Origin of the sequence: Halorussus gelatinilyticus (assembly GCF_023238445.1) — an archaeon.
Classification (GTDB): domain Archaea; phylum Halobacteriota; class Halobacteria; order Halobacteriales; family Haladaptataceae; genus Halorussus; species Halorussus gelatinilyticus.
This window is the reverse complement of sequence record NZ_CP096658.1, coordinates 65,142-92,140: the sequence shown is the minus strand read 5'-3', so window position 1 is coordinate 92,140 and position 26,999 is coordinate 65,142. Positions and strand designations below refer to the sequence as shown.

Annotated in this window: 25 protein-coding genes and 1 tRNA gene; 18 read left to right on the top strand and 8 right to left on the bottom strand. The window is 68.0% G+C overall.

The genetic code is table 11. The features are described from left to right. Positions 1–33: 33 nt before the first annotated feature. Positions 34–1,275, bottom strand: coding sequence for an HD domain-containing protein (locus M0R88_RS00430; RefSeq protein WP_248654995.1), 1,242 nt, complete (start codon positions 1,273–1,275; stop codon positions 34–36). Between the two features lie 305 nt (positions 1,276–1,580). On the opposite strand from M0R88_RS00430, the gene cofD reads away from it, so the two are divergent. The 4 genes from cofD to M0R88_RS00410 are packed head-to-tail and all read left to right on the top strand — an operon-like array spanning position 1,581 to position 4,892. After that, positions 1,581–2,591 carry a 2-phospho-L-lactate transferase gene (gene cofD, locus M0R88_RS00425; protein ID WP_248654994.1) on the top strand — a complete coding sequence of 337 codons (1,011 nt, stop codon included), beginning with the start codon at positions 1,581–1,583 and terminating at the stop codon, positions 2,589–2,591. Then, complete coding sequence (locus M0R88_RS00420) at positions 2,591–3,361, top strand: tRNA-dihydrouridine synthase (protein ID WP_248654993.1); 771 nt, start codon at positions 2,591–2,593, stop codon at positions 3,359–3,361. The genes cofD and M0R88_RS00420 overlap by 1 nt, the downstream gene beginning before the upstream one ends. Further along, entirely contained in the window at positions 3,358–4,200 is an 843-nt protein-coding gene (locus M0R88_RS00415) for a triphosphoribosyl-dephospho-CoA synthase (protein ID WP_248654992.1), read from the top strand. The genes M0R88_RS00420 and M0R88_RS00415 overlap by 4 nt, the downstream gene beginning before the upstream one ends. A gap of 5 nt (positions 4,201–4,205) precedes the next feature. After that, positions 4,206–4,892: a DUF447 domain-containing protein gene (locus M0R88_RS00410; RefSeq protein WP_438267217.1), complete on the top strand. Its 687-nt coding sequence runs from the start codon at positions 4,206–4,208 to the stop codon at positions 4,890–4,892. Between the two features lie 2 nt (positions 4,893–4,894). Here M0R88_RS00410 and M0R88_RS00405 read toward each other — a convergent pair whose 3' ends face one another. Then, positions 4,895–5,095, bottom strand: a complete 201-nt coding sequence (locus M0R88_RS00405) for a hypothetical protein (RefSeq protein ID WP_248654991.1) — start codon at positions 5,093–5,095, stop codon at positions 4,895–4,897. Positions 5,096–5,199: 104 nt separating this feature from the next. Next, entirely contained in the window at positions 5,200–5,790 is a 591-nt protein-coding gene (locus M0R88_RS00400) for a hypothetical protein (RefSeq protein ID WP_248654990.1), read from the bottom strand. Between the two features lie 194 nt (positions 5,791–5,984). On the opposite strand from M0R88_RS00400, the gene M0R88_RS00395 reads away from it, so the two are divergent. The 3 genes from M0R88_RS00395 (at position 5,985) to M0R88_RS00385 (ending at position 8,381) form a co-directional block, all read left to right on the top strand. Further along, positions 5,985–6,158 (top strand): 30S ribosomal protein S17e, encoded by a 174-nt coding sequence (locus M0R88_RS00395; RefSeq protein ID WP_248654989.1) that lies wholly within the window; start codon positions 5,985–5,987, stop codon positions 6,156–6,158. Between the two features lie 195 nt (positions 6,159–6,353). Then, a complete protein-coding gene (asd, locus tag M0R88_RS00390) occupies positions 6,354–7,388 on the top strand; it encodes an aspartate-semialdehyde dehydrogenase (RefSeq protein WP_248654988.1) in 1,035 nt (344 codons plus the stop codon). A gap of 75 nt (positions 7,389–7,463) precedes the next feature. Beyond that, complete coding sequence (locus M0R88_RS00385; protein ID WP_248654987.1) at positions 7,464–8,381, top strand: hypothetical protein; 918 nt, start codon at positions 7,464–7,466, stop codon at positions 8,379–8,381. 36 nt (positions 8,382–8,417) lie between these two features. On the opposite strand, the gene M0R88_RS00380 is transcribed toward M0R88_RS00385, so the two are convergent. Together M0R88_RS00380 and M0R88_RS00375 are read right to left on the bottom strand one after the other, a co-directional pair. Beyond that, positions 8,418–8,645 carry a hypothetical protein gene (locus M0R88_RS00380; RefSeq protein WP_248654986.1) on the bottom strand — a complete coding sequence of 76 codons (228 nt, stop codon included), beginning with the start codon at positions 8,643–8,645 and terminating at the stop codon, positions 8,418–8,420. Between the two features lie 94 nt (positions 8,646–8,739). Next, the gene (locus tag M0R88_RS00375) at positions 8,740–9,723 is read right to left on the bottom strand and encodes a D-2-hydroxyacid dehydrogenase (protein WP_248654985.1); all 984 of its coding nucleotides are present in this window, start codon (positions 9,721–9,723) and stop codon (positions 8,740–8,742) included. Positions 9,724–9,875: 152 nt separating this feature from the next. Between M0R88_RS00375 and M0R88_RS00370 the strand changes: the two genes are divergently transcribed. The 9 genes from M0R88_RS00370 (at position 9,876) to M0R88_RS00330 (ending at position 20,794) form a co-directional block, all read left to right on the top strand. Further along, complete coding sequence (locus tag M0R88_RS00370; protein WP_248654984.1) at positions 9,876–10,259, top strand: secondary thiamine-phosphate synthase enzyme YjbQ; 384 nt, start codon at positions 9,876–9,878, stop codon at positions 10,257–10,259. A gap of 55 nt (positions 10,260–10,314) precedes the next feature. After that, positions 10,315–10,551 (top strand): hypothetical protein, encoded by a 237-nt coding sequence (locus M0R88_RS00365; protein ID WP_248654983.1) that lies wholly within the window; start codon positions 10,315–10,317, stop codon positions 10,549–10,551. A gap of 268 nt (positions 10,552–10,819) precedes the next feature. Beyond that, positions 10,820–12,682, top strand: a complete 1,863-nt coding sequence (locus M0R88_RS00360; protein WP_248654982.1) for a BatA domain-containing protein — start codon at positions 10,820–10,822, stop codon at positions 12,680–12,682. Beyond that, positions 12,682–15,099, top strand: a complete 2,418-nt coding sequence (locus M0R88_RS00355) for a vWA domain-containing protein (protein WP_248654981.1) — start codon at positions 12,682–12,684, stop codon at positions 15,097–15,099. Before M0R88_RS00360 ends, M0R88_RS00355 begins: the two co-directional genes overlap by 1 nt. Continuing rightward, positions 15,096–15,845: a hypothetical protein gene (locus M0R88_RS00350; RefSeq protein WP_248654980.1), complete on the top strand. Its 750-nt coding sequence runs from the start codon at positions 15,096–15,098 to the stop codon at positions 15,843–15,845. The genes M0R88_RS00355 and M0R88_RS00350 overlap by 4 nt, the downstream gene beginning before the upstream one ends. Continuing rightward, positions 15,842–16,894: a DUF7502 family protein gene (locus M0R88_RS00345; protein ID WP_248654979.1), complete on the top strand. Its 1,053-nt coding sequence runs from the start codon at positions 15,842–15,844 to the stop codon at positions 16,892–16,894. Before M0R88_RS00350 ends, M0R88_RS00345 begins: the two co-directional genes overlap by 4 nt. Positions 16,895–16,920: 26 nt before the next feature. Next, positions 16,921–17,874 carry an AAA family ATPase gene (locus tag M0R88_RS00340; protein WP_248654978.1) on the top strand — a complete coding sequence of 318 codons (954 nt, stop codon included), beginning with the start codon at positions 16,921–16,923 and terminating at the stop codon, positions 17,872–17,874. Continuing rightward, the gene (locus M0R88_RS00335; protein ID WP_248654977.1) at positions 17,871–18,722 is read left to right on the top strand and encodes a DUF58 domain-containing protein; all 852 of its coding nucleotides are present in this window, start codon (positions 17,871–17,873) and stop codon (positions 18,720–18,722) included. The genes M0R88_RS00340 and M0R88_RS00335 overlap by 4 nt, the downstream gene beginning before the upstream one ends. Positions 18,723–18,832: 110 nt before the next feature. Further along, positions 18,833–20,794, top strand: coding sequence for a PAS domain-containing sensor histidine kinase (locus M0R88_RS00330; RefSeq protein WP_248654976.1), 1,962 nt, complete (start codon positions 18,833–18,835; stop codon positions 20,792–20,794). Between the two features lie 195 nt (positions 20,795–20,989). Here M0R88_RS00330 and M0R88_RS00325 read toward each other — a convergent pair. The 3 genes from M0R88_RS00325 to M0R88_RS00315 form a co-directional block, all read right to left on the bottom strand. Continuing rightward, positions 20,990–21,064: transfer RNA gene (locus M0R88_RS00325), tRNA-Glu, on the bottom strand. Between the two features lie 123 nt (positions 21,065–21,187). After that, the gene (locus M0R88_RS00320) at positions 21,188–21,868 is read right to left on the bottom strand and encodes an NUMOD3 domain-containing DNA-binding protein (protein ID WP_248654975.1); all 681 of its coding nucleotides are present in this window, start codon (positions 21,866–21,868) and stop codon (positions 21,188–21,190) included. 175 nt (positions 21,869–22,043) lie between these two features. Then, the gene (locus M0R88_RS00315; RefSeq protein WP_248654974.1) at positions 22,044–24,026 is read right to left on the bottom strand and encodes a 3-hydroxyacyl-CoA dehydrogenase/enoyl-CoA hydratase family protein; all 1,983 of its coding nucleotides are present in this window, start codon (positions 24,024–24,026) and stop codon (positions 22,044–22,046) included. A gap of 115 nt (positions 24,027–24,141) precedes the next feature. On the opposite strand from M0R88_RS00315, the gene M0R88_RS00310 reads away from it, so the two are divergent. Then, on the top strand, positions 24,142–25,293 hold the full coding sequence (locus M0R88_RS00310) for an acyl-CoA dehydrogenase family protein (protein WP_248654973.1): 1,152 nt from the start codon (positions 24,142–24,144) through the stop codon (positions 25,291–25,293). A 125-nt stretch (positions 25,294–25,418) separates the two neighbouring features. Next, positions 25,419–26,762: a S8 family peptidase gene (locus M0R88_RS00305; protein WP_248654972.1), complete on the top strand. Its 1,344-nt coding sequence runs from the start codon at positions 25,419–25,421 to the stop codon at positions 26,760–26,762. Positions 26,763–26,999: the final 237 nt, after the last annotated feature.

The window sequence follows — 26,999 nt, the reverse complement described above, 5'->3', positions numbered from 1 at the left end:
GGCGGCTGGCTCGAAGCGAACGCTTCCGCCGACTCACTCGCCGCCCTGCGCGCCGAACTCGTCCAGCGTCGTGCGCTGGCCGGGCGACCGGACCTCGCTGACGAGCGCGCCGTCGGTCTCCAGTCCGAGGACGCGCTCGGCGGCGTGACCCACCGCGTCGGTCTCGTCCTCGGGCGCGTAGACGCCGAGTCGCCACTGTTCGCGCTGGACCTGCCGGAGCGCCGAGACCAGCGTGGACTGCTGTCCGAGGCGTCGAATCTCGCCGTTGACGATGACCCGCGTCGAGGACTCGGTCATGCTCGGTCGGCCCAGCACGTCGATGATGACCGACTCGGGTTCGACGTCGGCGTCGGCCGCGATGTCCGACTCGAACTGCCGAATCTCGTCGTGGTCGGCGTCGATGACGTCGTCGGGCACGTCGGCCAGTTCGGCCCAGACCGCCCGCTTGTAGAGGTCGCGCGCGCCGAGTCGCCGGGCGAACGCCGCGGTCGCGTCGCTCCCGCGGAGCGACGCGAAGAAGTCGTGGTCGTCCATCCGCCGGAGTTCGCCCGCGGACACGTCGGTCTCGGCGAGCAGGCGTTCGCTCGCGCGCTGGAGCATCCCCCGACAGATGCGCGTGACGTGGTGGTTGTAGACGGTCGGGTTCATCAGCGTGCGGGCCAACAGTAGGCTCTCGGCGGTCGGGACGTTGCCCTCCGCCAGCACGAGCTCGCCGTCGATGAGCGTCAGTTCCCGGACCAGCCGCGAGTGGTCGATGGTGCCGTAGGGGACGCCGGTGTGGTGGGCGTCGCGGACGAGGTAGTCCATCCGGTCCACGTCGAGTTCGCCCGAGACCAACTGGCCGAGTTTCCCCTCGCCCGCGATGAGGTCGGCCACGGTGTCGGGGTCGTGGCCGTGGTCCCGGAGCACGTCGCCGACCTCGTTGCCCTTCAGCAGGTCGTGTACGTCGTCGTGGTACTTGCCGGTGTGGCGATGGATTACCTCCTCGATGGTGTGGCTGTAGGGCGCGTGGCCCACGTCGTGAAGGATGGCGGCGGCCCGGACGCGCTCGGCCTGCTTGCCCTGAATCCCGAGGTGGTCGAGGCCTTCGCACGCCAGATAATAGACGCCGAGGCTGTGTTCGAATCGCGTGTGGTTCGCGGAGGGGTAGACGAGATGCGCGGGACCCAACTGCTTGATGCGCCTGAGTCGCTGGACCGCGGGCGTGTCGAACAGCGCCCGCGCGACGCCCTCGACCTCGATGTGGTCGTGGACGGAGTCCTTGATGGTCTTCATGTTACAGGATTCGGCGGCTTCGTATAAAAACCGCCGGGAGTAGACGGGGCGAGGGAGGCGTTACGTGGCGGTTTCGCGGACAGTTGCGAGTTCGGAGTCTCGAAGCGACGCTCCTGCGTGGCGGAACGACATCGAGAACGACTGTGATTGTGTCGGAAAACTAGCTACAGGATTGAGTCACGGAGTCACCGCACCGCTCCGCGAAGGCCACGTCCTCCCCAACTGAAATTCGCTCCCACGAGAAAGCACACTCCCCACCGCGAGACAGCACAAGCGTTTACCTCCCGGAACACGCAGGTCGGCACATGACGACGTTTCTCTCCGGGGGCACCGGCACCCCCAAGCTGCTCGCGGGAGCCGAGTCGGTCTTCGACCCGGCGGAGACCACCGTGGTCGCCAACACCGGCGACGACGTGGAGTTGGGCGGCCTGCTCGTCTGCCCCGACGTGGACACCGTCCTCTTCGAGCAGGGCGACATGCTCGACTTGGAGACGTGGTGGGGCATCGCCGACGACAGCACCGAGACCCACGACGAACTCCACGACATCGCCGAGGCCGCGGGATTGGCTAAAGGCCCGCGATACCTGCCCGACGAGGCCCAGACCGCGGGCCGCGACATCGGAAACTGGCGGCGCTTCTCCGGCGTCGCGGAGTTCATGGAGATCGGCGACCGCGACCGCGCGGTCCACCTGACCCGGACCGGTCTGTTGGACGAGGGCCGCAGTCTCACCGAGGTCACGCGACTCCTCGCGGACGCCTTCGACGTGCCCGTGGACGTGGTGCCCATGAGCGACGACCCGGTGGCCTCTATCGTCCACACGCCCGAAGACAGCGACGAGTACGAAGACGAGATGCACTTCCAGGAGTTCTGGGTCGCCCACCGCGCCGACCCCGAGGTGGACCACGTGGAGTTCCGCGGCGCGGACGACGCCGACCCCGCCCCGGCCGCCCTCGGCGCGATAGAGGAGGGACCGGTCGTCGTCGGCCCCTCGAACCCCGTCACCAGCATCGGGCCGATGCTCGCCGTCGAGGAACTCCACGACGCGCTCGACCGCGCGACCGTGGTCGCCGTCTCGCCGTTCGTGGAGGACGAGGTGTTCTCCGGCCCGGCGGCCGACCTGATGGCCGGCGTCGGCTTCGACCCCTCGACCGCGGGCGTCGCCGAGGCCTACCCCTTCGCCGACGCCTTCGTGCTGGACGAGGCCGACGACACCGACCTCGACCGCCCGGTCGTCCGGACCGACACCGAGATGAACGACGACGCGGACGCCGAACGCGTGGCCCGCGCCGTCGCCGACGCGCTGGAGGTGGTCTGATGTTCGAACCCAGACTCGCGCTCGCCAGCCTCAGCGGGCGGTCCGACGCCGAGTGGGCGAGCGCCGCGGAACGGCACGCCGGGGCCGCGTTCCTCGGCGGCATCGCGCTCGACGCCCCGACCCGCGAGGCCGCCCGCGAACTGGTCGAACGCGACCGCGAGGAGTTCCTTCCGGACGACCCCGCCGCCTTCGTTGACCGGCAACTCGCCGCGCTCGAAGACGCCGACCTCCGCGCCGGTTTCAACGTCCGGACGACCGCGCTCGACCCGCTCCGCGAGGTCGCCCGCGTCTGCGCCGACCGCGAGGCAGTCCTCGAACTCAACGCCCACTGCCGACAGGACGAGATGTGCGCCGCGGGCGCTGGCGAAGCCCTCCTCCGAGACCCCGACCGACTCCGCGAGCAGGTCGAGACCGCGGCAGGGGAAGGCGCGACGGTCGGCGTCAAGGTCCGCGCCGAGGTGCCGGGCGTGGACCTCGCCGAACTCACCCGCGTCGTCGCCGAGGCGGGCGGCGACGCCGTCCACGTGGACGCGATGGACTCGGAGGGCGTCGTCGCGGAAGTCGCCGAAGCGGCGAAATCGACTGACGGAGACGACCTCTTCGTGATAGCGAACAACGGCGTCCGCGACGAAGCGACCGTCCGGGAGTATCTGGCCTGCGGCGCGGACGCGGTGAGCGTCGGCCGACCGAGCGACGACCCCGCGGTCCTCCGGCGCGTCCGGAGTGCGGTGGACGAGTGGTTCGCGGAAAAACCGGAGGTGCGCGCATGAACCCCGCCGAGGACGCCCAACTCGCGCTCCTGCTCGAGGTCGCGGGCACGCCCAAGCCCGGCAACGTGGACCGGGAGCGCGACTTCCCGGACCTGCGATTCGAGCACTTCCTCGGGGGCGCAGTCGGCGCGGGACCGGGCCTCCGCGTGGCCCAAGAAGGCGTCCCGGTCGGCGAGGCCTTCGAGCGGGCGGTCGAAGGAATGAGCCAGCAGGCGGGCGGCAACACCCAGTTCGGCGCGCTCCTCCTCCTCGTCCCGCTCGTCCGGGCCGCCGCGGAGGGCGACCTCACGCCGGAGGGGGCGACGCGCGTCGTGGAAGACACCACCGTCGAGGACGCCGCGAACTTCTTCCGGGCCTTCGACCACGCCGACGTGTTCGTGGACGACCCGCCCGAGGACGCCGAGGCGTTGGACGTTCGCCGGGGGAGCGACGCGGTTCCGGCCGTCGAAGAGCGCGGCGTCACGCTCTACGAGGTGCTGGCGCTCGGCGACCAATCCGACGACGTGGCCGCCGAGTGGACCGGCGGCTTCGAGCGCACCTTCTGGGCCGCCGACCGACTCGCCGAACTCGCGGGGTCGGCTCCCGCGTCCGCCATCGGCGCGCGGGTCTACCTCGAACTCCTCGCACGCGAACCCGACACCCTCGTCGCCAAACAGCACGGCGCGAAGACCGCCGAGAGCGTCCACGTCCGGGCCCAAGAAGCCCTCGAAGGCGGTTCCGAGGTTATCGAAGCCTTCGCCGACTCGCTGGTCGAGGACGGCGTGAATCCGGGGACGACCGCCGATTTGACCGCCGCGGGCCTGTTCGTCGCGCTGGCCCGCGGGGAGGTGACGGTGTGAGCGAACTGGGCGAGTCCGAGCGGTCCGGAAACTCGGACGACCGCCGGTCCACTGACGACCAAGCGTCGCCAGCGGACTGGCCGGTCGAACTCCGCGGGATAACCGAGTCGCTGGTGACGACGCTCGGGCCGAACGACCTGTGGAACGTCGCCGCGCTCGGTCTCCACCCGCCCGCGGAGCGCGACGGCGAGAACGACGGGCAGAGTGACGGCGAGAACGACGCGCGGGGCGACGGCCGAGTCACCGCCCGGACGTGGGGCAACACCCGGACCCGGCGCAACTTCCACCGGCAGGGCGGCGGCTACGTCCAGTTCGTCCGCGACCCGGTGGACTTCGTGGATGCGACGCTCTCCATCTTCGAGGTCGAGGAACCGGTGCTGGACTCGGCAGACGCGTGGGTCGAGGTCGAAGTCGAGCGGGTCGATTCCGGCGCGGCGGACGACACCGAGTGGGAAGCGTGGACGCTGACGCCAGTCGAGTCGGGCGTCGAGCGCGAGACTGTGCCGACGATAAACCGGGGTATCGGGGCGGTCGTGGAGGCGACCGTCGCGGCCTCGCGGCTCGGCGTGGACGCCTACGACCAGTCGGAACTCAGAGAACGGCTGTCGTACTTCGAAGCAGTCGGGCGAAACTGCGGTGACGACCGCGTCCGCACCGCGTTGGACCGCCTCCGCGACCACCTCGACGAGTAGATTCAGATACCGTCCTTTCGGTCGATGGTGACCGTCCAGTCTGGAATCTCGTCCGGGGCGTATTCGAGGTCCCAGACGCCCTCTATCTCCTCGCCGTCGCCGAACGCTTTGAGGACGAGTTCTTCGAGTTCGTTCTCGAACGTCCGGCCCGAGTCGGCTGCTTCGACCGGTTCTCCGTCTGTCTCTCGGTCTGCTCCCGGCACTGTACTGCTTGGACGTGCATATTCCACCATAATTATCTTTACGCAATTCTGAAACGATCTCTATAAAAATCACATGAGGATGCAGGCCGATTCCCGTCGGTCGGTCAGCCCTCGTCCACTTCCGCTTCGAGAACCACATCCGCGGCGGTCCGGTTCTCCGGGCCGGGGGCGTCCTCGCGGGCGAACGCCGTGATGCGTCGGTGGGCGTCGGCCGCGCTCGCCTCCCCGGACTCCAGTTCCGCCAAGAGGTCGGCGTAGAGGTCGAGTTCCGCGTCGAGCGCGCCGATGAGCGTGGACCGCGCGGCACCGTAGGACTCCTCGCGGTTCAGGTAGACCGATAGCTTCGTGCTGTACTCCCGGAGTCGGTCTTTCGTCTGGTCGGCCACCGCGGGGTGGTCGAGCAGGTCCACGGCCGGGATTTCCTCGGGGTCCTCGCGGGCGTCGGCTTCCTCGGCCTCGATTCCGCTCCCGTTCTCCCCCTCGCTCGCGTCCCTCGCGCTCCGAATCTCGTCGCGGGCGAGTCGCTTGGCGGCGTCGTACTGCGAGGCCAGTTCCGTCTGTGCGTCGCGGCTCTCCTCGGTCCACGATTCGAGGAGGTCCAGCGCCTCGCCGATGGCGTCGATTCGCTCGGCGAGTCGGCGGCGCAACTCCGCGGGGTCCTCGACGGTCCGGACCGATTCGACGAAGGTCGGCATGGCTTCGACTACGCGTCCGCAGGTCCTTGGTCTGTCGGGTCTCGACCCGAAGGGGGTCTAGGCGGCCGAACCGCCGGGGGCGACTCCGGCCGCCCGGACCTCGCGGCGAGACCCGGCCGCCGGAACCCCCGAGAGGGCCGCCCGGACGACCGGAGACCGCAACGCACTTACTTTCCGGACGTAGAAATCACACCATGGCAATCAAACCCGACTACGTCAAGAAGACGGGGAAGATCCTGCTGGAGCGATACCCCGACGCCTTCACGACCGACTTCGAACAGAACAAAGAGAGCGTCCAGAAGCTCACCAGCATCGAGTCGAAGGGCGTCCGCAACCGCATCGCCGGCTACGTCACCCGCAAGAAGTAGCGCCGACGAGTTCCTGTTTACTTCCGCGAGCCACCGCCCGGTAGCGACGCCCTCGCCCGGCGTCTCCGGCTCGAACGTCGCCGCTGGCGGACCGGGCATCGCCGTCGCCCGCGCGGACGTCGCCGTCGCCGAGTCGGGCAAAAAGCTGGTCTTCCCAAATCGTTTTATCGCCGTATCGCCCTACCAACGAGTACCATGACTGTACGAGTCGGCGTCCTCGGCGCAACCGGTGCGGTCGGCCAGCGATGCATCCAACTCCTCGACGGCCACTCCGAGTTCGAACTGGCGGCAGTAACGGCGAGCGAAGACAGCGCGGGCAAATCCTACGGCGAGGCCGCGAAGTGGCGCGTCGATTCCCCGATTCCCGACGCGGTGGCCGACCTGACCGTCAGGGAGACCGACCCCGACGCGGTCCCCGACGACGTGGACCTCCTCTTTTCGTCGCTCCCCTCCGGCGTCGCCGCCGAGGTCGAACCCGACTTCGCCGAAGCCGGCTACGTCCTCTCCTCGAACTCCTCGAACGACCGACTCGCCGACGACGTGCCCCTCGTCATCCCCGAAATCAATCCGGACCACCTCGAACTGCTGGAGGTCCAGCGCGACGAGCGCGGGTGGGACGGCGCGGTCGTCAAGAACCCCAACTGCTCGACCATCACGATGGTCCCGACGCTCGCGGCGCTCGACCAGTTCGGACTGGAGCGCGTCCACGTCTCGACGCTCCAAGCGGTCTCGGGCGCGGGTTACTCGGGGGTCTCCTCGATGGAGATACTCGACAACGTCATCCCCCACATCGGCGGCGAGGAAGAGAAGATGGAGACCGAGTCCAAGAAGCTCCTCGGCGAGTTCGACGGCGCGGAACTCGCCCGCCACGACGCCGAGGTCTCGGCCTCGTGCAACCGCGTGCCAACCATCGACGGCCACCTCGAAAACGTCTGGGCCGAGACCGAGCGGGACGTGACCGAGGCCGACGTCGAAGACGCCTTCCGCGGCGTCGAGAGCCTCGACCTGCCGAGGTCCCCTGACCAACTCATCGAGGTCTTCGAGGACCCGAGCCGCCCGCAACCCCGACTCGACCGCACGCTGGGCGGCGGGATGGCCATCGCGGCCGGCGGCGTCCAAGCGACCCCCGCGGGCATCCAGTACAACTGCCTCGCGCACAACACGATTCGCGGCGCGGCGGGCGCGGCGATTCTGAACGGCGAACTGCTCGACCGCGACGGCTGGCTCTGAGCGTCGTCCCCTCGGCGTCTCGAACTCCTCGGCGCGACGACAGGAACTTTCCCATCGCAGTTCGTTCGTGAGTGTATGCCGACCGATTCCGCCGAGTCGGAGACCGTCGTCTCCGACTCGGCGACCGCCCCCACTGATTCGCCGACCTCCTCCGCGGATTCGGCGACTTTCGCGTGGTCCCACACGCCCGCCGAGTCCCGACTGCTCCGCGGTCTCGTCGCGCTCCCGGTCGGCGTCGTCCTCGGGTTCGCGCTCGGCGTCGTTCTCGGCGCGGTCGGTCTCGTCGTCCTGCTGGCGGTCGAAGGGAACTACCTGCTCGCGTTCGCGACCCTGCTCGCGGTCGCGTTCGGACTCTCGCGGACGGCCCCGCACCTTCTCGCGCATCGCACCACCGAGTTCGCCGCGCCGTTCCGCGGTCTCGACCGCCGGACGCTCGCGGCGGAGTCGGTCGGCGGTCTCGCCGTCCTCGCCGTCGGCGCGCTCGTCCTGCCGGGCCACCTGTTTCCGGTGCTGGTCGGCGCGACCGTCGTCGTCCCGCTACTGGTCGCCAGCCTGTTCACCTCCGAGGGCGAACTCGACGCCGAGAACAGGCGACTCGCCTACTCCGGGACCGACGTGGACCTCTCGACGCTCGTAGGGGTCCGCCGCTGGTCGCTCGGGGGCTACGTCGTCTACCGGCTCTCGTACGCGGCGGGGGCCGCGAACTTCGCCACGCCGCGGACGCTCGTCGTGCCGCGGCGCGTCGATTCGCGCCTCCGCGACGCGCTCGAAGCGGGCGTCGCGACCGACGCGGGCGACCCCGGCCCGAAGCGCACCGCGGTCCGACTCGTCGCCGTCGCTTTCGGCCTGTTTCTGTTCGCCTTCGCCGGGGTCCTGCTGACAGTGGAGCCGACGGGTACCGCTTCGCGGGGCGACGCCGTGCTGTGGTACGCCGCGCTCGTGACGGGCGTCTTCGGCGCGATTTTCGTCTCGCTCGGGATTCGCGGCGGATGAAAACGGAGCGGACTACGGCTTCGACCGTCGTCGGCCCTACTTCCGCAGACGCAGTTTCTGGGTCTCGCTCGCGTCCGCGACCCGCGTGACGACGGCATCGACGGACCCTCGTTTCTCGCCGACGGTCGCGCCGACGAGCGCACCGATGCCCGCGGCGGTACTCGCGGCGTTCCGACTGACGAGTCCGCCGAGCGCACCGCCGATGGCGGCCCCGGCGGCGGCGTACTCGGCGCGGTTCAGAACTCGCTTGATTCGTTTTCTCATGTTTCGACCTTCGGGAGGCGACGGGATAAAGCTGGTCGCCGACTCGACCCGGCTTCCGGTAGGGGTCCGCGAATCTCGGTCGTTCGACCGCGCGTCACACCACCCGATTTCGCAACTCCTCGCCGTCGTCCAACCGTCGCACGTTATCGGCCACGATGTCGGCCAGCCGCGAGTAGTACTCCGGCGTGTGGCCCGAGCAGTGGGGCGTAATCAGGCAGTTCTCGAAGTTCCAGAGCGGGTGGTCCTCCGGGAGCGGTTCGGGGTCGGTCACGTCCAGCGCCGCGCCCCGGAGGTGGCTTCCGCGGAGCGCCCACACCAGCGCGTCGGTGTCCACGACCGGCCCGCGGGCGACGTTGACCAGCACGGCGTCCGGCGGCAGGGTCTTCAGTTCGGGCTTGCCGATCAGCCCCCGCGTCGTCTCGGTCAGCGGGCAGGCGAGAACGAGGTAGTCGGTCCGAGCGAGCGCGTCCTCGAACTCCGGTCCCTCGAAGCCGACCACCTCGTCGGTCGGGCCGCCCTTCTCGGGCGTGTAGCGCACGCCGACGGTCTCGACGCCGAAGCCCTGCAATCGCTCGACGACGGACCGTCCGATAGCGCCCAAGCCGACCACCGTGACGGTGCTGTCCTGTAACTCGTGAGCGCGGAAGTGTCGCCACTCGCGGTTCCGCTGGCGTCGCCACCCCTCGTGGAGTCGCCGGGCGAAGACCAACAGGTTCCCCACGACGTGCTCGCCGATGTTCGGCCCGTGGACGCCCGAGGCGTTCGTCACGGCCACGCCCCGGTCTTCGAGCGCGTCCAGCGGCAAGTGGCCGGTCCCGGCGTAGGCGCACGCGAACAGTTCCATCGCCTCGGCGTGCTCCAGCAGGTCGGCGTCGAGTTCCATCCCGGCGACGACCGGCGCGTCCGCGACGAGTTCGCGCTCCTCGGTCGGCGTCCGAGCGTAGGCGACGGTTCTGTCGGGCAGGCGCTCGCGCAGCTCCGCGCCGTACTCCGAGACGGGCACACCGTGGGTGCTCTTGCGCAGGACGACCACGTCGGGGGCGTCTTCGTCGGGGGCGTCGTCTGAGGTTCGGGTCATTCGTCCGGGGTGTCGGCCGCGGGGACCTAAAGTGGACCTAAGACGGCGAACGAGGTGGGCGGTCACGGGACTCGGCTCGAAGCCACGACGCCGACGCGTTCGAGCGCTGACGCTCCGGTGGGACTACGGCGCTCGCCGCCGAACCGCCGCGCATGTTCGACGTCGAGACCGACCGGCGCACGCAGGTCGTGGACGTGACCGACCGCGTGGCCGCCGAGATTCCCGACGACGCGACGGGCCTCTGCACCGTCTTCGTCCGCCACACCACCGCCGGGGTCGTCCTCCAAGAGGCCGAGTCCGGCCTGCTGGACGACATCGAGGCGTTCGCGGAGGGACTCGCGCCGAGCGACGGCGACTACCGCCACGACCGCATCGACGACAACGCCGACGCCCACCTGCGGGCGACCGTGCTGGGCGAGTCGGTGAGCGTGCCCGTCGAGGACGGCGAGTTGGCGCTCGGAACGTGGCAGTCCGTGCTGTTCGTGGAGTGTGACGGCCCGCGGACGCGGCAGGTCGAGGTGGTCGTGACCGAGTGAACGCGGTGTCCGCCGAAGCGGACGCCGGAACGTCTCCTCGACCGTGGCGACCGCGATGAGCCGTCAGATTCCCCTCTTCCTGTTGACCGAGGCGGCCGTCGCCTACCTCGACCTCAACAATCTCCTGTTGCCGTCGTGGGGCGAAATCATCGCGCTCGAACTCAGCAAGGAGTTCCCGGCGACGTGGTGGGCCTCGACGGCCGCCGTGACGCTGCTCGCCCTCACCGTCGTCTCGTTCAGCGTGCTGGGCGACGCGCTCCGCGACGTGCTCGACCCGAAGGAGAGCGCGTGAGGGGTCGCCGCGATTACCGCGGCGGCCTGCGCCCGCTTCCTCTCGATTTTCGAACGATAAGATATTTACACGACCCGCGAACACAATCTCGCAACCGCCCGTTAGTCCTCCAACAGCTTTCCCCCGACGGGCGACTCCGAACGATGCCCGGAATTGGCACGACTCACGACGCTCGCCGACCGCCCCGTACGCCCTGCATGCCCCGCATGCCCCGCACGCCGCGCGTACGACGCGCCTCTCGACGCTCGACGGAGGTGCCCGAGTAGCCGTGCGTCCCGTCGAACCGACGTCGGCGGCGGTCTCCGGGTTCGGACCGCTCTCGACGCTCCCCGGACTCGAATCGCTCTCGTCGGCGTTCCTCCGACCGCTCGGTCTCGCCGCGCTGGCGGCCGCGATTCCCGTCCTCGCGCTGTACCTCCTGAAACCCGACCCGGAGCGAATCGAGTTCCCGGCGGTCGAGTTCCTCGCCGGCGACAGTGAGGAACGACGCCGCCACCCCGCGCTCCGTCGCCTCCGGCGCAACGCCGTCCTCGCGGTCCAGTTGCTCGCCATCCTCGCGGTCGCCGTCTCGCTGGCCGCGCCCTACGTCCCGGTCTCGGAGAGCGAGACCGTCTCGGAGACCGTCCTCGTCGTGGACGCGACCGCGAGCATGGCGACCGAGTCCGGCGGAACCACCCGGTTCGACCGGGCGATTTCGGCCGCGACGGACGCCGCGACCGCCGAGACCTCCGTGGTCGTCGCGGGCGCGGAGACTGCGGTGGTCGCGCGGCGCGCACCCCCGGCGGAGGCGAAGGCAACGCTCTCGGGTCTCTCGGTCGCGGACGCGCCGGGCGACCTCCGCGGAGCTATCGACCGGGCCGCCGCGGTCGCGGGCGAGGAGGCCCGCATCGTCGTGGTGAGCGACTTCGCCTCGGACGACTGGCGCTCGGCGGTCGCCTCGGCGCGCGCCAGAGGCTACGACGTGTCGCTCCGGCAGTTCGCCCGCGGCGGCGCAAGCAACGTCGGCGTCGTGAACTACGCCTTCGCCGACGGCAGCGCGTCGGTCCGCGTGAAGAACTTCGGCGACGCGAAGGCGACCCGGAAGGTCTCGCTCGGCGACGAGAGCGTGTCGCTGACGCTCGCGCCCGGCGAGGTCGCGTCGGTAGACCTGCCGGTGCCCGCGGGCGGCGGCACCCTCCGGCTCTCGCCCGGCGACAGGTTCCCGACCGACGACCGACTCTCGATCGCGGCCCCGGACGAACCGACGATGGACGTGCTGGTCGTCACCAACGACCCGGACCGGTCGCTCGTCACCGCCCTGCGGGTCATCCGCGGGATGAGGGTGACCGTCAAGAACCCACCCGCGTCGGTCTCCAAGTCCTACGACCTCGTGGTCTTCGGCGGGGTCGAACCCGGCCGCCTCCTGAACGGGACGGTGCAGGTCGCCCGCGAGACGCTGGCCGGGGGCGGCGGCGTCGTGATTCAGGCCCAGTCGAACCTCTCGGCGGTCGGCTACGGCGACCTACTCCCGGTCGTGCCCAACGGCACGGTTTCGGACCCCGCGATTCGCCAGCCGAACGCGACCGGTCTCACCGCGGACGTGACCTTCCCGGCCCCGAAGACCGCGGTCCGGGCCGAACTCCGGTCGGGCCGCGCGCTGCTGGAGACGGTCAACGGGACGCCCCTGCTGGCGAGCGCGCCGCGCGGTCCCGGAGAGATACTCTACTACGGCTACCCCGACGGGTCGTCGTTCGCGCACAACTACCGATACCCCGTCTTCTGGAAGCGCGTCGTCTACGACCTGACGGGTCGCCGGTCGCTCTCCGCGATGAACCCCGAGACCGGCACGTCGCTCTCTCTCGGCGGGAACGCGACCGCGAAGACGCCCTCCGGAACGCGAACGGGGAGCGTCCTCACGTTCCGCGAGGCCGGATTCTACGCGGTCGGAGGCGACCGCTACGGCGCGTCGCTCGCCAGCGCGACCGAGTCGAACGTCTCCGCGCCCCGCGTCGGCGGCGACGGGTCGGGCGCGAGCGCGGGCGACACCGAGACCACGACCGTCCCGCAGAAGCTCACGCCCGTCGTCGCGGGCGTCGCGCTCGTGTTCGTCCTGCTCGAACTGGCCGTCCTGCGCTACCGAGGTGACCTCTGATGAGTCCGGCACTCCCGCTGGTGGCCCTGCCCGGTCTCGACGCTTCGCTCTCGTTCACCCGACCGCTCGCGCTCGCCGGCGTGCCGGTCGCCGCGCTCGTCGTCTTCCTGCTGGTTCGAGGCGGGCGCGACGGCGGCGGGAGCGAGGGCGAAGCCGACGCGGCCGACGCCGCGACGTCGGCCGCGGACCGCACCGCGAGTCGTCGCGTCCGCCTCGCGCTGGCCGCCACCCGACTCCTCGTCGCGACCTGCCTCGTCGTCGCGGCCGCGGGACCGACGACGGTCACGACCGCGACCACCGCGGGCGACCCGAGCGTCACGATGCTGGTGGACGAGTCGGCGAGCATGGGTGTCCACTCGCCGGTCGCCGACGACCTCGAATCCCGAATCGAGGACCACGGGGTCGGTGTCGAGCGCGTCACGGTCGCCTCCGGCAACCGCTCGCGGGTCGGCGAGGGCGTCGTCGCCAACCTCCGGCCGAACGCGAGTCTGCTGGTCGTCTCGGACGGGCGAGTCACGGGCGGCGCGTCGCTGGCCGAGGCGACCGACCTCGCGCGGTCGGTGAACGCCACCATCAACCGCGTCCGCCTGACGACCAATCGGTCGGACTCGCGCGTCGTCGTCACCGGCCCGCGGAAGGCCAGCGTCGGCGTGACAAACCGCTTCGGCGTCCGGGTCGCGGGCGTCGAGGGCGCGCCGGCGGGCAGGCCGATTTCGGTCTCCATCGACGGCGAGGCGGTCGTCTCCCGGAAGGTTCCGAAGGACGGTACCTTCACCGTCGAACACAACTTCTCTTCGACCGGGCCGCACCGCGTGACCGCCCGACTCGGCGGCGAGGAAGCCTACGCCGTGGACGACACGTACCGCAAGACCGTCCAAGTCGTCGAGCAACCCCGCGTCCTCTACGTGAGTCGCGGCAACTACGCCTTCGAGAAGTACCTCCGGAACCTGTACGACGTGACTCGCGCGAAGTCGGTGCCCGACGACCTGAGCGAGTACTACGCCGTGGTCGTCCACGACGTGGCCGCGCCGGACCTCGGGAACGTCACCGCCTTGCAGAACCACGTCATCGACGGCGGCGGTCTCGTCACGGTCGGCGGTCCCCACGCGTACGGGAGGGGCGACTACGGCGACTCGCGACTCTCGTCGCTGCTCCCCGTGGAGGTCGGCGGCGAGACCGGCCGGAAGTCCCGCGTCGTGCTGGCGGTGGACGTGTCTGGAAGCGCCGCCGCCGGGATGCGCGTCCAGAAGTCCTTGGCGCTGAACGTCCTCTCGCAACTCGGCGACCGCAACGAGGTCGGCATCGTCGCCTTCGCCGGGGGCGCCTACCGGGTCGCCGGCCTCTCGTCGCTCGAATCCGACCGTGCGGCCCTGAAGAAGAAGATTCGGAGCCTCCGGAGCGGCGGCACGACGAACGTCGGGAAGGGACTGCTCGGCGCGTCGAAACTGCTCGGCGACGAGGGCGGCACCGTCATCCTCCTGAGCGACGGCCGGGACCGCTCGAAACCCACGTTCTCGGCGGCCGAGCGACTCGCCGACCGGAACGTCCGGGTCGTCAGCGTCGGCGTCGGTAACGTCCACGAGAAGCTCCTCCGCGGCGTCGCCGAGCGGACCGACGGCACCTTCCTGCTGGCCAACCAGACCAGCAGGCTCCGGGTCAGGTTCGGCGGCGCGAACCGACGCTACAGCGGCGACCACGCGGTCGTCGTGGACGACGGCCACTTCGTCACGCGCGGCGTCTCGCCGACCGCGAGTCTGCCGGGCGTCAACGACGTGAGCGTCAAGCGCGGTGCCGACCTGCTGGTGGCGACCGGCGACGGCGCGCCCGCCCTCTCGACGTGGCGGTTCGGTCTCGGCCGAGTCGCCGCCGTCACGGCTTACGGCGCGGACGGCAGCTTGGGCGGTCTCCGGTCGAAACCCGACTCGCTGTTGCTCTCGCGGACGGTCAACTGGGCCATCGGCGACCCGCAGCGGAAGGCGACCGGCGTCGTCGCCGCGCCCGACACCCGCATCGGCGAGGCCGCGACGGTCGTCTACGCGGGCGAATCGAAGCCGTCGAACGCCAGCCTCTCGTTCTCTGAGGTCGCGCCCGGCCGGTACGAGGCCGAGGCGGTCCCGTCGGCGCTCGGGTATCGGGAGGTTCTCGGGAGCGCATACGCGGTCAACTACCCCGCCGAGTACGCCGCGCTCGGGGTCTCGCCCGAACTGAAGCGCGCGGTCGAACGCACCGGCGGCCGAGCGTTCGCGCCGAACCAGCCCGCGAAAATCGCGGCCGCGGTGAAGCGACAGGCGACTCGCAAGCGCGAGGTCCGCAAATCGTGGGACTGGGCGGTCCTGCTCGTCGGCCTGCTCGTCTTCGTCGGGGAAATCTGCGCCCGGCGAATCCGGCGACGACGCGGCAACGGAGTGATACCATGAGCTACATCGGCGACACCATCAACGTCGTGCTGGCACTGCTCGTCGGTCTCTCGGCGTTCGGACTCGCCGGAACGACCGTCTACTATCAGGAGTCGGTCGGCGAACTCCGGACGCAGAACCAGCAGTTGACCGACCGAAACACGAAACTGGAAGCGAAGGTCCAGCGCAAGCAGGCTCGAATCGACCGGCTGAACCGGTCGCTCCGGAAGGTCAACCAGTCGCTCGAAACCCGCCTCTCGGACATCCGGGAGGTGTCGAAGCAGTTGCGGAAGACCGAGAAACGACTCAATCGCACCCTGCGGGACCTGAACGCGACGAAGAGCGACCTCGAACGGTCGCGCCGGAAGGTGTCGGACCTCCGGGACAGGGTCAACGAACTGAAGGACACCCGCGACAGACTGCGACGACAGTTCGAGGCCGCCAAGGAGCGGACCGACCGACTCAACGAGACGGTCGAGAACCTCCAAGAGACGGCGGACGCGCGCAACCAGACGTTAGAGCGTGTCAACGAGACGGTCCGCCGCCAGCAGCGCCTCCTCGACGAGAAGAACCGGACGATTCAGAAGCTCCGGAACAAGATTACGGACCTGCAAGAGCGCATCGAGGAGTTGGAGTCCCAGTCGAACGACCTCGGGCGACCCGACCGACTCCCGCGGAGTCGGTCGGGTCGTTTGGATGCGGAGCGGAAGCCGCCGAGTGAGTCGGGCGCGACGCGGCGTCCGACGAGCGCGGAGGTGCGAGGATGAGCGACGAGTCGGACCCGGCCGAAACTCCCACCGACGACGGAACGACAGGCACCGCCGATTGGGTCGTCACCGACTCCGAGGACTCCCCGGCCGTCACCGACGCCGACGAACCTCCGGTCGCCACCGACGACCCCGCCGCCGGCACCGACGCCCCCGCCGACGCCGCGGAAGAATCCTCGACGGACGCGGACGAACGCGACGAAATCGAGGCCGCGCTCGCCGAGGTCCGCCGGGAGTGTCGGAAGGTCGCGCTCGTCTACGCCAGCCTCGACGCGGTCTGCGTCCTGCTGGCGGCCCGGTTGGCGGCGACGCTCGCCGGCGTCCCGACGCTCGCGACCGACGTCGCACCCGCCACGTTCGACTCGCTCGGCGCGCCAGCGCCGAGCGTGGGCACCGCGGTCGCGCTCGGCGTCGGTCTCGTCGCGTTCGCCGCGGACGCCTACGCCCGGACGCGACGACCCGCCGCCGAGCAGTTCGAGGCGGCCAACCCCGAAATCGCGGAGGCGCTCCGGACCGCCCGTGACGCCGCGCGCGACGACCGCTCGAACCCGATGGTCCGGGCGCTGTACGCCGACGTGCTGGACCGCCTGCGAGAGACCTCCAGCGCGAACCTGCTGAACGCGACCCGCCTCGCGGCGACGTTCCTCGTCGCCGTCGCGGTGAGTCTGGCGACGGTCCAGACTGCGGTGGTCGGGTTCGACCTCGGGCTTGCCGGGCCGACCGGACAGGACGTCGGTGGCGCTGGCGGCGGTGGCGACTCGGGCGGCCAGTTCACCACCCAGTCCGCGGCGCTCCAGAGCGGCGAGGAAGTCCTCGGCGACCCGACCGACGTGTCCGCCGGCTCGGAGAACCTCTCGGCCGCGGTGAACGCGAGTCCCGGCGGCGAGGGCGACCGCGAGTGGAACTACGACTCGTCGTCGGGCGGCGGAAGCGAGGACGCTGCCGTGGACCCCCAGCGCGCCGGGTTCTCCTCGCCCGAGCGCGTCGAGGACGCGGCGCTCGTCCAGCGATACGCCCACGAACTCGACGGCAACGCGACCGACTCGTGAGACAACGGATAGACGGAGACCCATAGATGACCGACCGAAACCAAGCGATAGACGACGTGACGAACCGCATTCAGGCCATCCGTTCCGAGGTCCGACGCCGCATCGTCGGCCAAGAGCAGGTCGTGGACAAAGTGCTGGCCTGCCTGCTCTGCGACGGGAACGCGCTGCTGGAGAGTACGCCCGGTCTCGGCAAGACGCTCCTCGTGCGGACGCTGGCCGAGGTGACGGGGCTGTCGTTCTCGCGCATCCAGAACACGCCGGACCTGATGCCCTCGGACGTCATCGGGACCGAGATGGTCCGCGAGACCGAGACCGGCCGGACGTTCACCTTCGAGAAGGGACCGGTGTTCGCCAACCTCGTCCTCTCCGACGAGATAAATCGGGCGACGCCCAAGACCCAGTCCGCACTGCTGGAAGCGATGGAGGAAGGGCAGGTGACGGCGGGCAACGAGACCTACGACTTGCCGGAGCCGTTCTTCGTGCTGGCGACCCAGAACCCCATCGACCAAGAGGGGACCTACCCGCTCCCGGAGGCCCAGTCCGACCGCTTCCTGATGAAGATTATCGTGGACTTCCCCTCCGCGGAGGCCGAGCGCGAAATCGTGGACCGCTACACCGGCGACGTGGACGCCTCCGTCTCGGTCGAGCCACAAGTCTCGACGGCCGAACTCCGGAAGATGCAACAGCTCACCCATCAGGTTCCTATCGCCGACGACCTGCGGGATCTCGCGGTGGACCTCGTGCGCGACACCCGGACCGCCGAGGACCTCGAATACGGCGCGAGTCCCCGCGCCAGCATGTCGCTCGTCCGCGCGGCGAAGGCCCGCGCGCTCGTGGAGGGCCGGACGCACGTCGGCCGCGAGGACGTGACCGCGATGGCGGTGCCGGTCCTCCGACACCGCGTCGTCGTGGACTTCCGGGCCGAGCGCGAGGGGCTGACGCCCGACGACGCCGTTCGCGCGCTGGTCGAGGACCGATGATTACGACCGACTTCCTCGACGAACTCGACCGCTTCGACGCCGCCAACGACCGCGACGCCCGCTCGAAGCATCAGGGCGACCGCACCACCGAGGCGGTCGGCGAGGGTCTGACGTTCGCAGACTACCGGCGGTACGCGCCCGGCGACGAACCGCGGTTCATCGACTGGAACCTCTACGCCCGGACCGACGAACTCTACGTCAAGCAGTTCGAGGCCGAGCGCAACTTCACGGTCCACGTGCTGGTGGACGCCAGCGCGTCGATGGACTTCGGCGACCCCCACAAGTTCGAGACCGCCGCGAAACTGGGACTCGGATTCGCCTACCTCACCGCCCGCGAACACAACGAGTTCCGGTTCGCAGTCTTCGACGAGACCGCCCGCCGACTCGACCGTGGCCGGTCGAACCGCAGGGAGGTCCTCGGACTGGTCGAGGAGTGCAACGCGGTCGACCCCGACGGCGAGGCCGCCTTCGAGGCCGCGCTCACCGATTACGCCGCCGCCATCGACTCGAAGGCGCTCGTCGTCGTCTGTAGCGACTTTTTGGCGGACGTCGAGACTATCGACGCCGGACTGGAGGCGCTGGCCTCCAACCAACTCCTGCTCGCGCACGTCGCCGCGCCCGACGAGCAGACCCTCCCGACCGGCGGGGACACTCTCTTCGAGGCGCTGGAGTCCGACCGGTCGCTCCGGGCCTACGTGAGCAACCGACTGGAGGAGTCGTATCGGGACCGCTTCGACGCGCACCGAGATAGCGTCGAGAACGTGGCTCACGACCTCGCGGCGCGCTACGAGTTCGTAGACACGGGTTGGCCGTTCTTCGAGGCGTTCGGAGATTTGTGGTTCGAGTGAGACGGAACGGGGTGAGACCCACCCGTATTCGGGTGTTCGATGGGGTACTCCGTCCGGTACGGCAGGTCGCCAATTCCCAAACTCTATGTTCGTCAGCCCAAAGGATGTGCATGGCGACAGACCGGACTTCGCTCGCCGAAGTACGAAAAACGGTCGAAGGGATGGGGACGGAACGCGAACCGGTCACGGCGGGCGGGTTCGCAGACGAAGTCGGTTGGAGTCGACAGCGGGCCGCCGAGAAACTCGACGAGTTGGTGGAACGCGGTGACGCGAGGTGCAAGCAGACCGGCGAAGGAGGCCGCGTGTGGTGGCTCACCGACCGCGAAGACGACGACGAGCGACTCCGCCGGGAGCGCAACCAGACCGAGCAGTTGCTGAAGACTTCGCCCGTCGCTATCTGGGTCCGGGACAGCGACGGGAGCTTGGTGCTGGCGAACCAGCGGGCCAGAGAGATTCTCGGTGTCTCCGAGCGGGACGTCCGAGAGGAGAGCGAGACCACCGTCGACGTGAACGTCTACGACGCGAACGGGAACCCGCTTCTACCGGACGAGCGACCCTCGGCCGAGGTCCGCGACACCGGCGAACCACTGTTCAACGAGGAGCTTTTCGTCGAGACGGCGAGCGGTGAACGGACGTGGCTATCGGTGAACGTCGCTCCCGTCTTCGACCCCGACGGCGAACTCGACCGGGTCATCATCACGGCGGAGGATATCACGGCGCTCAAGCAGCGCGAACGCGAACTCGAGACCGAACTCAGCGAAACGCTCGGCCGAATCTCCGACGCCTTCTACGCGCTCGACGAGGAGTACCGGTTCACGCACGTCAACGAGCAGGCGGAGGAACTCCTCCAGCACTCCGAGGCGGAACTGCTCGGCGAGAGCCTCTGGGAGATGTTCCCCGAATCCGCCGAGACCGACGAGGTCTGGGACAGTTTCCACACGGCGATGGAGACCCAGGAGGCGACCAGCTACGAACTGTACTACCCGCCGCTTGACTTCTGGGTAGAGGCGAACGTTTACCCGTCGGAAACCGGGGTGTCGGTGTACTTCCGGGACGTGACCGAACGGGTCCAACGCGAGCAGGAACTCCGCGAGTCCGAGCGGCGATACCGGACGCTCGCCGAGAACTTCCCCGAGGGCCTCGTCACCCTGTTCGACGAGGACCGGCGATACACGCTCGCCACGGGACGGGCGTTCGAGTATCTTGACGAGTCGCCCGAAGACGTCGAAGGACACCGCCCCGAGGAGGTCTGGACCGACGAAACGGTGGCCGACACGGTGGACGAAGCCCTCCAGAGCGCGCTCGACGGCTCTCCCGAGTCGGTCGAAACCACCTACTCCGGCCGGGAGTGGATACTCCACGCGGTCCCTATCACCGACGACGACGGGGATATCTCGATGGGGACGACAATGGCGCTGGACATCACCGAGCGCAAGGAACACGAACGGCGGTTGGAGCGGTTCGCCAGCGTCGTCTCCCACGGCCTCCGGAACCCGCTCTCCATCGCCCAGATGTACCTGAACATGGCGCAAGACGGGGGCGAACCGGACGACTTCGAGCAGGTCGAGCAGGCGCTCGACAGGATGGAAACGATAATCGAGAATCTACTGACGACGACGCGCCGAGGGCAGACCATCTCCGGAACCGAACCCGTCTCCCTCGCAGAGGCCAGCGAGGCCGCGTGGCAGAACGTCAAGACGGGCGACGCGACGCTCCGAGTCGAAGAGGATGTCGGAACGGTCTCCGCGGACGCGGAGCAACTGCAGACGGTACTGGAGAATCTCTTCCGGAACTCCATCGAACACGCCGGAGCGGACGGCGCGGTCCGCGTCGGCTCCTTGGACGGTGGGTTCTACGTCGAGGACGACGGGCCGGGGATTCCCCCGGAGGAGTCCGGCGAGATTTTCGAGTATGGGTACACCTCGGGAAGCGGGTCGGGCATCGGACTCGCCGTCGTCAAGGACATCGTCGACGTCCACGGCTGGGACATCTCGGTGACTGAGGGAGCGAACGGCGGTGCGCGATTCGAGATTCGAGGCGTCAAGAGCGAGTCCTCCGACGCTAATCCGTGAGCGGTCCTGCGGGATAACGGACTGGTTCCCCACGAATCGAGGCTCTCCCAGTTGGTCGGCACTGGGCTAGTTATCGCCGCCGTCCCTGAGTCACAGCGAGGACTCGGCGAATTCCTGCGAATCGTAACGGCTTGCGGAAGGGTACCGTTATACCCGTAGTACGACTTGAAAAGAGTAGTCGAGAGAAGTTGTGGATGCTCCGTCTGGGATTTGAACCCAGGTCACAGGCTCGAAAGGCCCGAATGATTGGCCGGGCTACACCAACGGAGCGTTCGCCACCATCCGGGTCCGCTCCCGGACGCATTCTGACGAATGGCCCGGATATTTATAAACCTCACTAAATCCAATGCGCCGTGGCGTGATTTGCCACGGATGGAGACTGATTGTCTACAGTCAGGCTTCGAACAGTAGTTCTATCGGTGCGTCGAACTCGATTTTTCCGTGGTCTGCTTTACCGTGACACCGCTTGCAGAGGAGGACTAAGTTCTCCACGGCGTGTGCATCTTCGACTTCTAAGCGTTCTACGTCTCGGAACACCCGCACAGGAACGATATGGTGGACTTCTAGACGACGCCGAGTTCCATCGTGACCACAGTGTTGGCACACTTCGTCGCGCTCACGGACGGCCTCGCGTGCCACCGACCATCCCGAACCGTATCGCTTGCTGTAGCCACCTCGCCAGTTCGGATTGTCCTCTCCGGCCGTCGATTTGCTCATCTTCTGTCGAGTCTCCTTCGACCGGGTGATTCCTTCGAGCGAGGTAGCAATTCGTTCGCGAACAGCGTCGGGTATCTCGTTTCCTTCGCGGGATTTAGACATTCTTCGCCGAGTCTCTTCGGAGAGCGACCGACCCTCTAGCGATTCGGAAATTTTCCGTTTTTCCTCCTCGGTTCGTTCTCGCCCGTGCATCGGGTGATTCTCTCCGCGCATCTCTCGGGTTGGAATATCGAACTTTTTCATGTATTTTCGAATCGTCGATGGTGAAACGCCACACTCGTCCGCGATTTCTTTCTGCGTCAGCCCCTCGTCCCGGTACTTCACTTTCAGCCAGTGGCCGCTCTGATACCGCTTCATTTGTAGTCTTTCTAGACTATCGTGACTATAAAATTCTCCGATTCGGCGGCGAAACGATACCGAGGGGAACGCCCTGTCCGAGACCGCAGATGGCTCTCTGAAATGGATTACCATTGCTTGAGAACAGGAAGAATGCGGTTTCGACCGGGAGTTACCGCCGGTCAGTTCGCGTCGTTCACTTACCTTCGAACTCGGGTTCGCCGTCGCCCATGAACGCCGTGATGCCTTCCATCAGGTCGTCGGTGTTCATGAGGTGGCCGAACGCCTGCGATTCGACTTCCAGACCGGCGTCGGTGTCGTCGCGGCCCGCGAGCATCGCGCGCTTGGTGTACTTCTGGGCGATGGGCGGTCCCGCCGCGAGGTCGGCCGCGAACTCGAAGGCGCGGTCCTCGAACGCCGAGACCTCGACCACTTCGTTGACGAAGCCGTAGTCGGCCATCGTCTCGGGGTCGAAGCGGTCGGCGGTGAAGATGATCTCCTTGGCACGGCCCTCGCCGACGATGTGTTTGAGTCGCTGGGTGCCGCCCCAACCGGGCAGGAGGCCCAAGTCGTGTTCCGGCTGGCCCATCTCGGAGCGCTCGCTGGCGATTCGGATGTCCGCGCAGGTCGCCATCTCCATTCCGCCGCCGAGACAGTAGCCGTCGATGCCCGCGACGACCGGCATCGAGCAGGCTTCGAGTTTGCCGAAGGTGTCTTGGCCCTTCTTCGAGAGTTCGACCGCCTGAATCGGGTCGCCGCCGCCCGCGGCCATGCTCTGGACGTCCGCGCCCGCGGAGAAGGCCTGGTCGCCCTCGCCGACGAGCAGGAGCGCGCGCACGTCGTCGTCGTCTTCCAGCGCCTCGACCGCGTCGCCGAGTTCGTCCAGCAGTTCCTCGCTGACGGTGTTCATCCGGTGGGGCCGGTCGAGGACGACCTTGCCGACCATCTCGCCGGGTTTCTCGACGCGGATGGTGTCGTAGTCGTACTCGCCCTCGTCGCCGTCGGCGTAGTCCTCGCCGCCGTAGAAGCCGCCTTCTTCGGCGGCCTCGCGGAGGTAGTCGCTCGGCTCGTAGCGGGCTTCGCCGGTCTCGTCGTGGAGTTCTTCGAGCGTCTCCAGCAGGGTGTCGAGACCAGCGTCGTCGGCCATCTTCGCCGGGCCTTCGGGGAAACCGGCTCCGAGCATCACGGCGTCGTCGATGGCGTCGGGGTCGGCCACGTCGTTGCCGACCAGCTTCGCGACCTCGTTGGCCATCACGGCCTGTAGCCGGTGAACCGCGTCCTCGCTCCCGGCGTCGGTGGGGATGTCCGCGCCGCCGTCCTCGTAGTCGTAGAAGCCCTCGCCGGTCTTCTTGCCGAGCTTCTCGTCCTCGACCTTCTCCACGAGGAGCGGGCAGGGTTCGTAGGCCTCGCCCAGCACCTCGTTCATGTATTCGAGGACGTGGTAGCCCACGTCGATGCCGACCTGGTCGGCCAACTCGAAGCTCCCCATCGGGAGGCCCATGTCGAACTTGGTCGAGCTATCGACCTGCTCGACGGTGTAGTCGCCGGACTCGACCATCCACGCCGCCTCGTTCATCAGCGGGACGAGGACGCGGTTGACGATGAAGCCGGGACTGTCCTTCCGGACGCGGACGGGCGTCTTGCCCATCTCCTCGGCGAGGTCCTCGGTCAGGTCGAGTACCTCGTCGTCGGTGTGCTCGCCCGAGATGACCTCCACGAGCTGCATCCGGACCGGCGGGTTGAAGAAGTGCATCCCGCAGAACCGCTCGGGTCGCTCGGTGACCTCCGAGAGTTCTGTGACAGAGAGGCTGGACGTGTTCGTGGCGAAGACCGCCTCGTCGGACGCGTACTCCTCTAGCTCGCCGTACACGTCCTTCTTGATGTCCATCTTCTCGGGGACCGCCTCGATGACGAAGTCGGCGTCCGCGACCGCTTCCTCGAAATCTACGAGCGGCGTCACGCGGTCGAGCGCGGCGTCGGCCTCCTCGTCGGTGAGCTGGTCCTTCTCGGCGAGTTTGTCGAGGCTCCACTCGATCTGCTCGTAGCCGTTCTGGACGAACTCGTCTTTGATGTCCCGCAGGTTCACGTCGTACCCAGCGATGGCCGCGACCTCGGCGATGCCGTGGCCCATGTTGCCCGCTCCGAGAACCGCGATGGTGTTGATATCGTCTATCTCCATGTTCGTGGGGTCGGTTTCCGGGCGTTTGAACGTTTCCCTCTCGCAGGTTAGAAACTCCCGACCAGTTTACCGTCGGTTACGAAGTAATTTAGGGGTGGGTATGCAATCTGGCCGCATGGACTTCGCACTCTCCGAGGAACAGAAACAGATCCGCGAGGAAGTCCGGCGGTTCGCCGAGAACGAAATCGCGCCGGTCGCCAAGGAGTACGACGTCGAGGAGAAGTACCCCCACGAGGTCATGGACAAGGCCGCCGAGATGGGACTGCTCGGCGCGCACATCCCGCTGGAGTACGGCGGCGCGGGCTACAGCAACCTCGAATCCGCGCTCATCACCGAGGAACTGTTCGCGGTAGACGCCGGCATCGGTCTCTGCATCACCTCGGCGGCGTTCGGCGCGGACGCCATCATGGAGTTCGGCACCGAGGACCAGAAGGAGCGCTTCCTGACCCCGGTCGCCGAGGGCGAGGCCATCATGGGCGCGGCCATCTCGGAACCCGACACCGGCTCCGACGTCTCCAGCGTCTCGACGCAGGCCGAGAAGGACGGCGACGAATGGGTCATCAACGGGAACAAGATGTGGATTACGAACGGATCGGTCGGCGACTACTACGTCGTCCTCTGTCAGACCGACCCCGACGCCGACGGCCGATACAACGGGTTCTCCCAAATCGTCGTGGAGTCGGACCGCGACGGCTTCGAGTCCGAGAAGATCACGGGTAAACTCGGCATCCGGTCGTCGGACACCGCGGAGCTCATCCTGAACGACGTGCGCGTGCCCGAGGAGAACCTCGTGGGCACCCGCGGGATGGGCTTCCTCCAGCAGATGCAGTTCTTCGACGAGACCCGGACCGCGGTCGCCGCCCAGGGCGTCGGCATCGCCAAGGGAGCTTCGGAGGCCGCCTTGGAGTACGCCGAGGAGCGCGAGCAGTTCGACCGCCCCATCTCGGAGTTCCAGGCCATCCAGCACAAACTCGCCGACATGCACACCCGCACCGAGGCCGCGCGCAATCTGACCTACAAGGCCGCGTGGAACGTCGATCAGGGCGAGGACATCACGAAACTCGCCAGCATGGCCAAGGAGTTCGCCTCGCGCGTGGCCGTTGACGTGGCCAACGAGGCGGTCCAGATTCACGGCGGTTCGGGCTTCGTCAACGACTTCCCGGTCGAGCGGTTCTACCGCGACGCGAAGATCACCCAGATATACGAGGGCACCACCGAGATTCAGAAGAACATCATCGCCCGCGAACTGCTCGGCAAAGGCTTCTAAACTGCACTTCGACCTATTCCTCCGGTCGCCTCCCCACCCGGTAGTTTTCACGGCGAGCTCTATTCATCTATTTTACAAATTCGAAAATCAAATCTATTAAATAAGTATATTTCTAACACGAAAAAATGACAAATGGAACCAATCGACGTACGTTTCTGAAGGGAGCGGGCGCGGCGCTCGGCGGACTCGCGCTGCCGAAGATGGTCTCGGCGAAGTCGGCTGACAAGCGATACATCGTGGACCTGAAGTCGGCGTCGAAGGGCGTCCTCGACGGATTGAACGTCGTCCACGACCTGAGCCAGATCGACCTCGCCGTGGTCGAGGCCGACGAGGCGCAGGCTCAGGGGAAGGCCTTCTCGAAGGACGTGGAGATGAAGTTCGACTTCGCGGCGGCCGAGGACGACGGGAACGGCGACGAACCCGGCCCGCGAAAGCTCTCGCAACTCCAGTGGGACAAGCAGTCCCAAGGTATCTCCCAAGTCCACGGCCAGACCCGCGGGGAGGGGACCCGTGTGGCGGTGCTGGACTCCGGCGCGATTCCCCACCACCCCGACCTGAAGAACGCGCTCAACACCGACCTCTCGCGCAACTTCACGGGCGACGGCGGCGACTTCACGCCGTGGTACAACGAACACGGGACGCACGTCGCGGGCATCATCGCGGGCGACGACACGAACGACGAGGGCGTCGTCGGCACCGCGCCCGGCACCGAACTCGTCGCATTGCGAGTGTTCATCGGACCGTTCGCGTTCTTCGGCGACATCATCGCGGCGATGACCTACGCGGGCGACATCGAGTCCGACGTGGCCAACATGAGCCTCGGTACGTATCCGATGCCCGACGACGAATCGACCCGCGACCTGAAGAAGTCCATCGAGCGAGTGGCCGACTACGCCGCTTCGCAGGGCACGCTCATGGTCGCGGCCGCGGGCAACGACGGGACGAACCTCGACACTGACGGCGACGTGTTGAGCCTGCCGAACGAAGCCGAGAACGTGATGAGCGTCGGCGCGACCGGTCCGGTCGGCTACCGCTGGGACGACAAGGGCAACGGGAAGTTCGTCCGGAACTACCGCGCCGCGTTCAACAAACTCGACGAAGCGCCGACCGACCCCGCGCCCTACACGAACTACGGGAGCGAGGCCATCGACGTCAGTGCGCCGGGCGGGAACTACGACACCGAAGCCAAGGGCGGCGACGGGAACTGGCAGTACGACATGGTACTGAGTACGGTCTTCGAGTGGGGCGACGACGGGAGCACGGTCCCGGACTACGGTTGGAAGTCCGGCACGAGCATGGCGGCCCCGCAGGTCACGGCGGCCGCCGCGCTCGTCAAGAGCCAGAACCCCGACGCGACCCCGGCGGAGGTCCGCGAGCATCTGGAATCGACCGCCCGCGACGTGGGACAGGCGAAGTACCACGGCGAGGGTCACCTCGACATCGAAGCCGCGGTGAACGAGTCGATTTAAACCGGCAATCGCTCGACTTTTCGGGAGTTCTCTTGTGTTCGGAGGTACTTTCGACCGGTCCGGCGCGCGCTGGCGCGGCGCTCGTGAGCGCCGCGCCAACCGCGCGAGGTCGTGCTGAGTGAAGCGAAGCACGGCTCGGAAGACGCGGTTTGTCTTCCGGTGGCCGAGGACCGCAACGGAGTGCGGACCGCAGGCGGTTGGGGAGGCGTGAGGCCGTCGCGGTGCTGTGCCGTGCCG

Coding starts and splice junctions, on each gene's coding strand:
- M0R88_RS00430 (WP_248654995.1), bottom strand. CDS start 1,275: ATGAAGACCATCAAGGACTCCGTCCACGACCACATCGAGGTCGAGGGC.
- cofD (WP_248654994.1), top strand. CDS start 1,581: ATGACGACGTTTCTCTCCGGGGGCACCGGCACCCCCAAGCTGCTCGCG.
- M0R88_RS00420 (WP_248654993.1), top strand. CDS start 2,591: ATGTTCGAACCCAGACTCGCGCTCGCCAGCCTCAGCGGGCGGTCCGAC.
- M0R88_RS00415 (WP_248654992.1), top strand. CDS start 3,358: ATGAACCCCGCCGAGGACGCCCAACTCGCGCTCCTGCTCGAGGTCGCG.
- M0R88_RS00400 (WP_248654990.1), bottom strand. CDS start 5,790: ATGCCGACCTTCGTCGAATCGGTCCGGACCGTCGAGGACCCCGCGGAG.
- M0R88_RS00395 (WP_248654989.1), top strand. CDS start 5,985: ATGGCAATCAAACCCGACTACGTCAAGAAGACGGGGAAGATCCTGCTG.
- asd (WP_248654988.1), top strand. CDS start 6,354: ATGACTGTACGAGTCGGCGTCCTCGGCGCAACCGGTGCGGTCGGCCAG.
- M0R88_RS00385 (WP_248654987.1), top strand. CDS start 7,464: ATGCCGACCGATTCCGCCGAGTCGGAGACCGTCGTCTCCGACTCGGCG.
- M0R88_RS00380 (WP_248654986.1), bottom strand. CDS start 8,645: ATGAGAAAACGAATCAAGCGAGTTCTGAACCGCGCCGAGTACGCCGCC.
- M0R88_RS00375 (WP_248654985.1), bottom strand. CDS start 9,723: ATGACCCGAACCTCAGACGACGCCCCCGACGAAGACGCCCCCGACGTG.
- M0R88_RS00370 (WP_248654984.1), top strand. CDS start 9,876: ATGTTCGACGTCGAGACCGACCGGCGCACGCAGGTCGTGGACGTGACC.
- M0R88_RS00365 (WP_248654983.1), top strand. CDS start 10,315: ATGAGCCGTCAGATTCCCCTCTTCCTGTTGACCGAGGCGGCCGTCGCC.
- M0R88_RS00355 (WP_248654981.1), top strand. CDS start 12,682: ATGAGTCCGGCACTCCCGCTGGTGGCCCTGCCCGGTCTCGACGCTTCG.
- M0R88_RS00350 (WP_248654980.1), top strand. CDS start 15,096: ATGAGCTACATCGGCGACACCATCAACGTCGTGCTGGCACTGCTCGTC.
- M0R88_RS00345 (WP_248654979.1), top strand. CDS start 15,842: ATGAGCGACGAGTCGGACCCGGCCGAAACTCCCACCGACGACGGAACG.
- M0R88_RS00340 (WP_248654978.1), top strand. CDS start 16,921: ATGACCGACCGAAACCAAGCGATAGACGACGTGACGAACCGCATTCAG.
- M0R88_RS00335 (WP_248654977.1), top strand. CDS start 17,871: ATGATTACGACCGACTTCCTCGACGAACTCGACCGCTTCGACGCCGCC.
- M0R88_RS00330 (WP_248654976.1), top strand. CDS start 18,833: ATGGCGACAGACCGGACTTCGCTCGCCGAAGTACGAAAAACGGTCGAA.
- M0R88_RS00320 (WP_248654975.1), bottom strand. CDS start 21,868: ATGAAGCGGTATCAGAGCGGCCACTGGCTGAAAGTGAAGTACCGGGAC.
- M0R88_RS00315 (WP_248654974.1), bottom strand. CDS start 24,026: ATGGAGATAGACGATATCAACACCATCGCGGTTCTCGGAGCGGGCAAC.
- M0R88_RS00310 (WP_248654973.1), top strand. CDS start 24,142: ATGGACTTCGCACTCTCCGAGGAACAGAAACAGATCCGCGAGGAAGTC.
- M0R88_RS00305 (WP_248654972.1), top strand. CDS start 25,419: ATGACAAATGGAACCAATCGACGTACGTTTCTGAAGGGAGCGGGCGCG.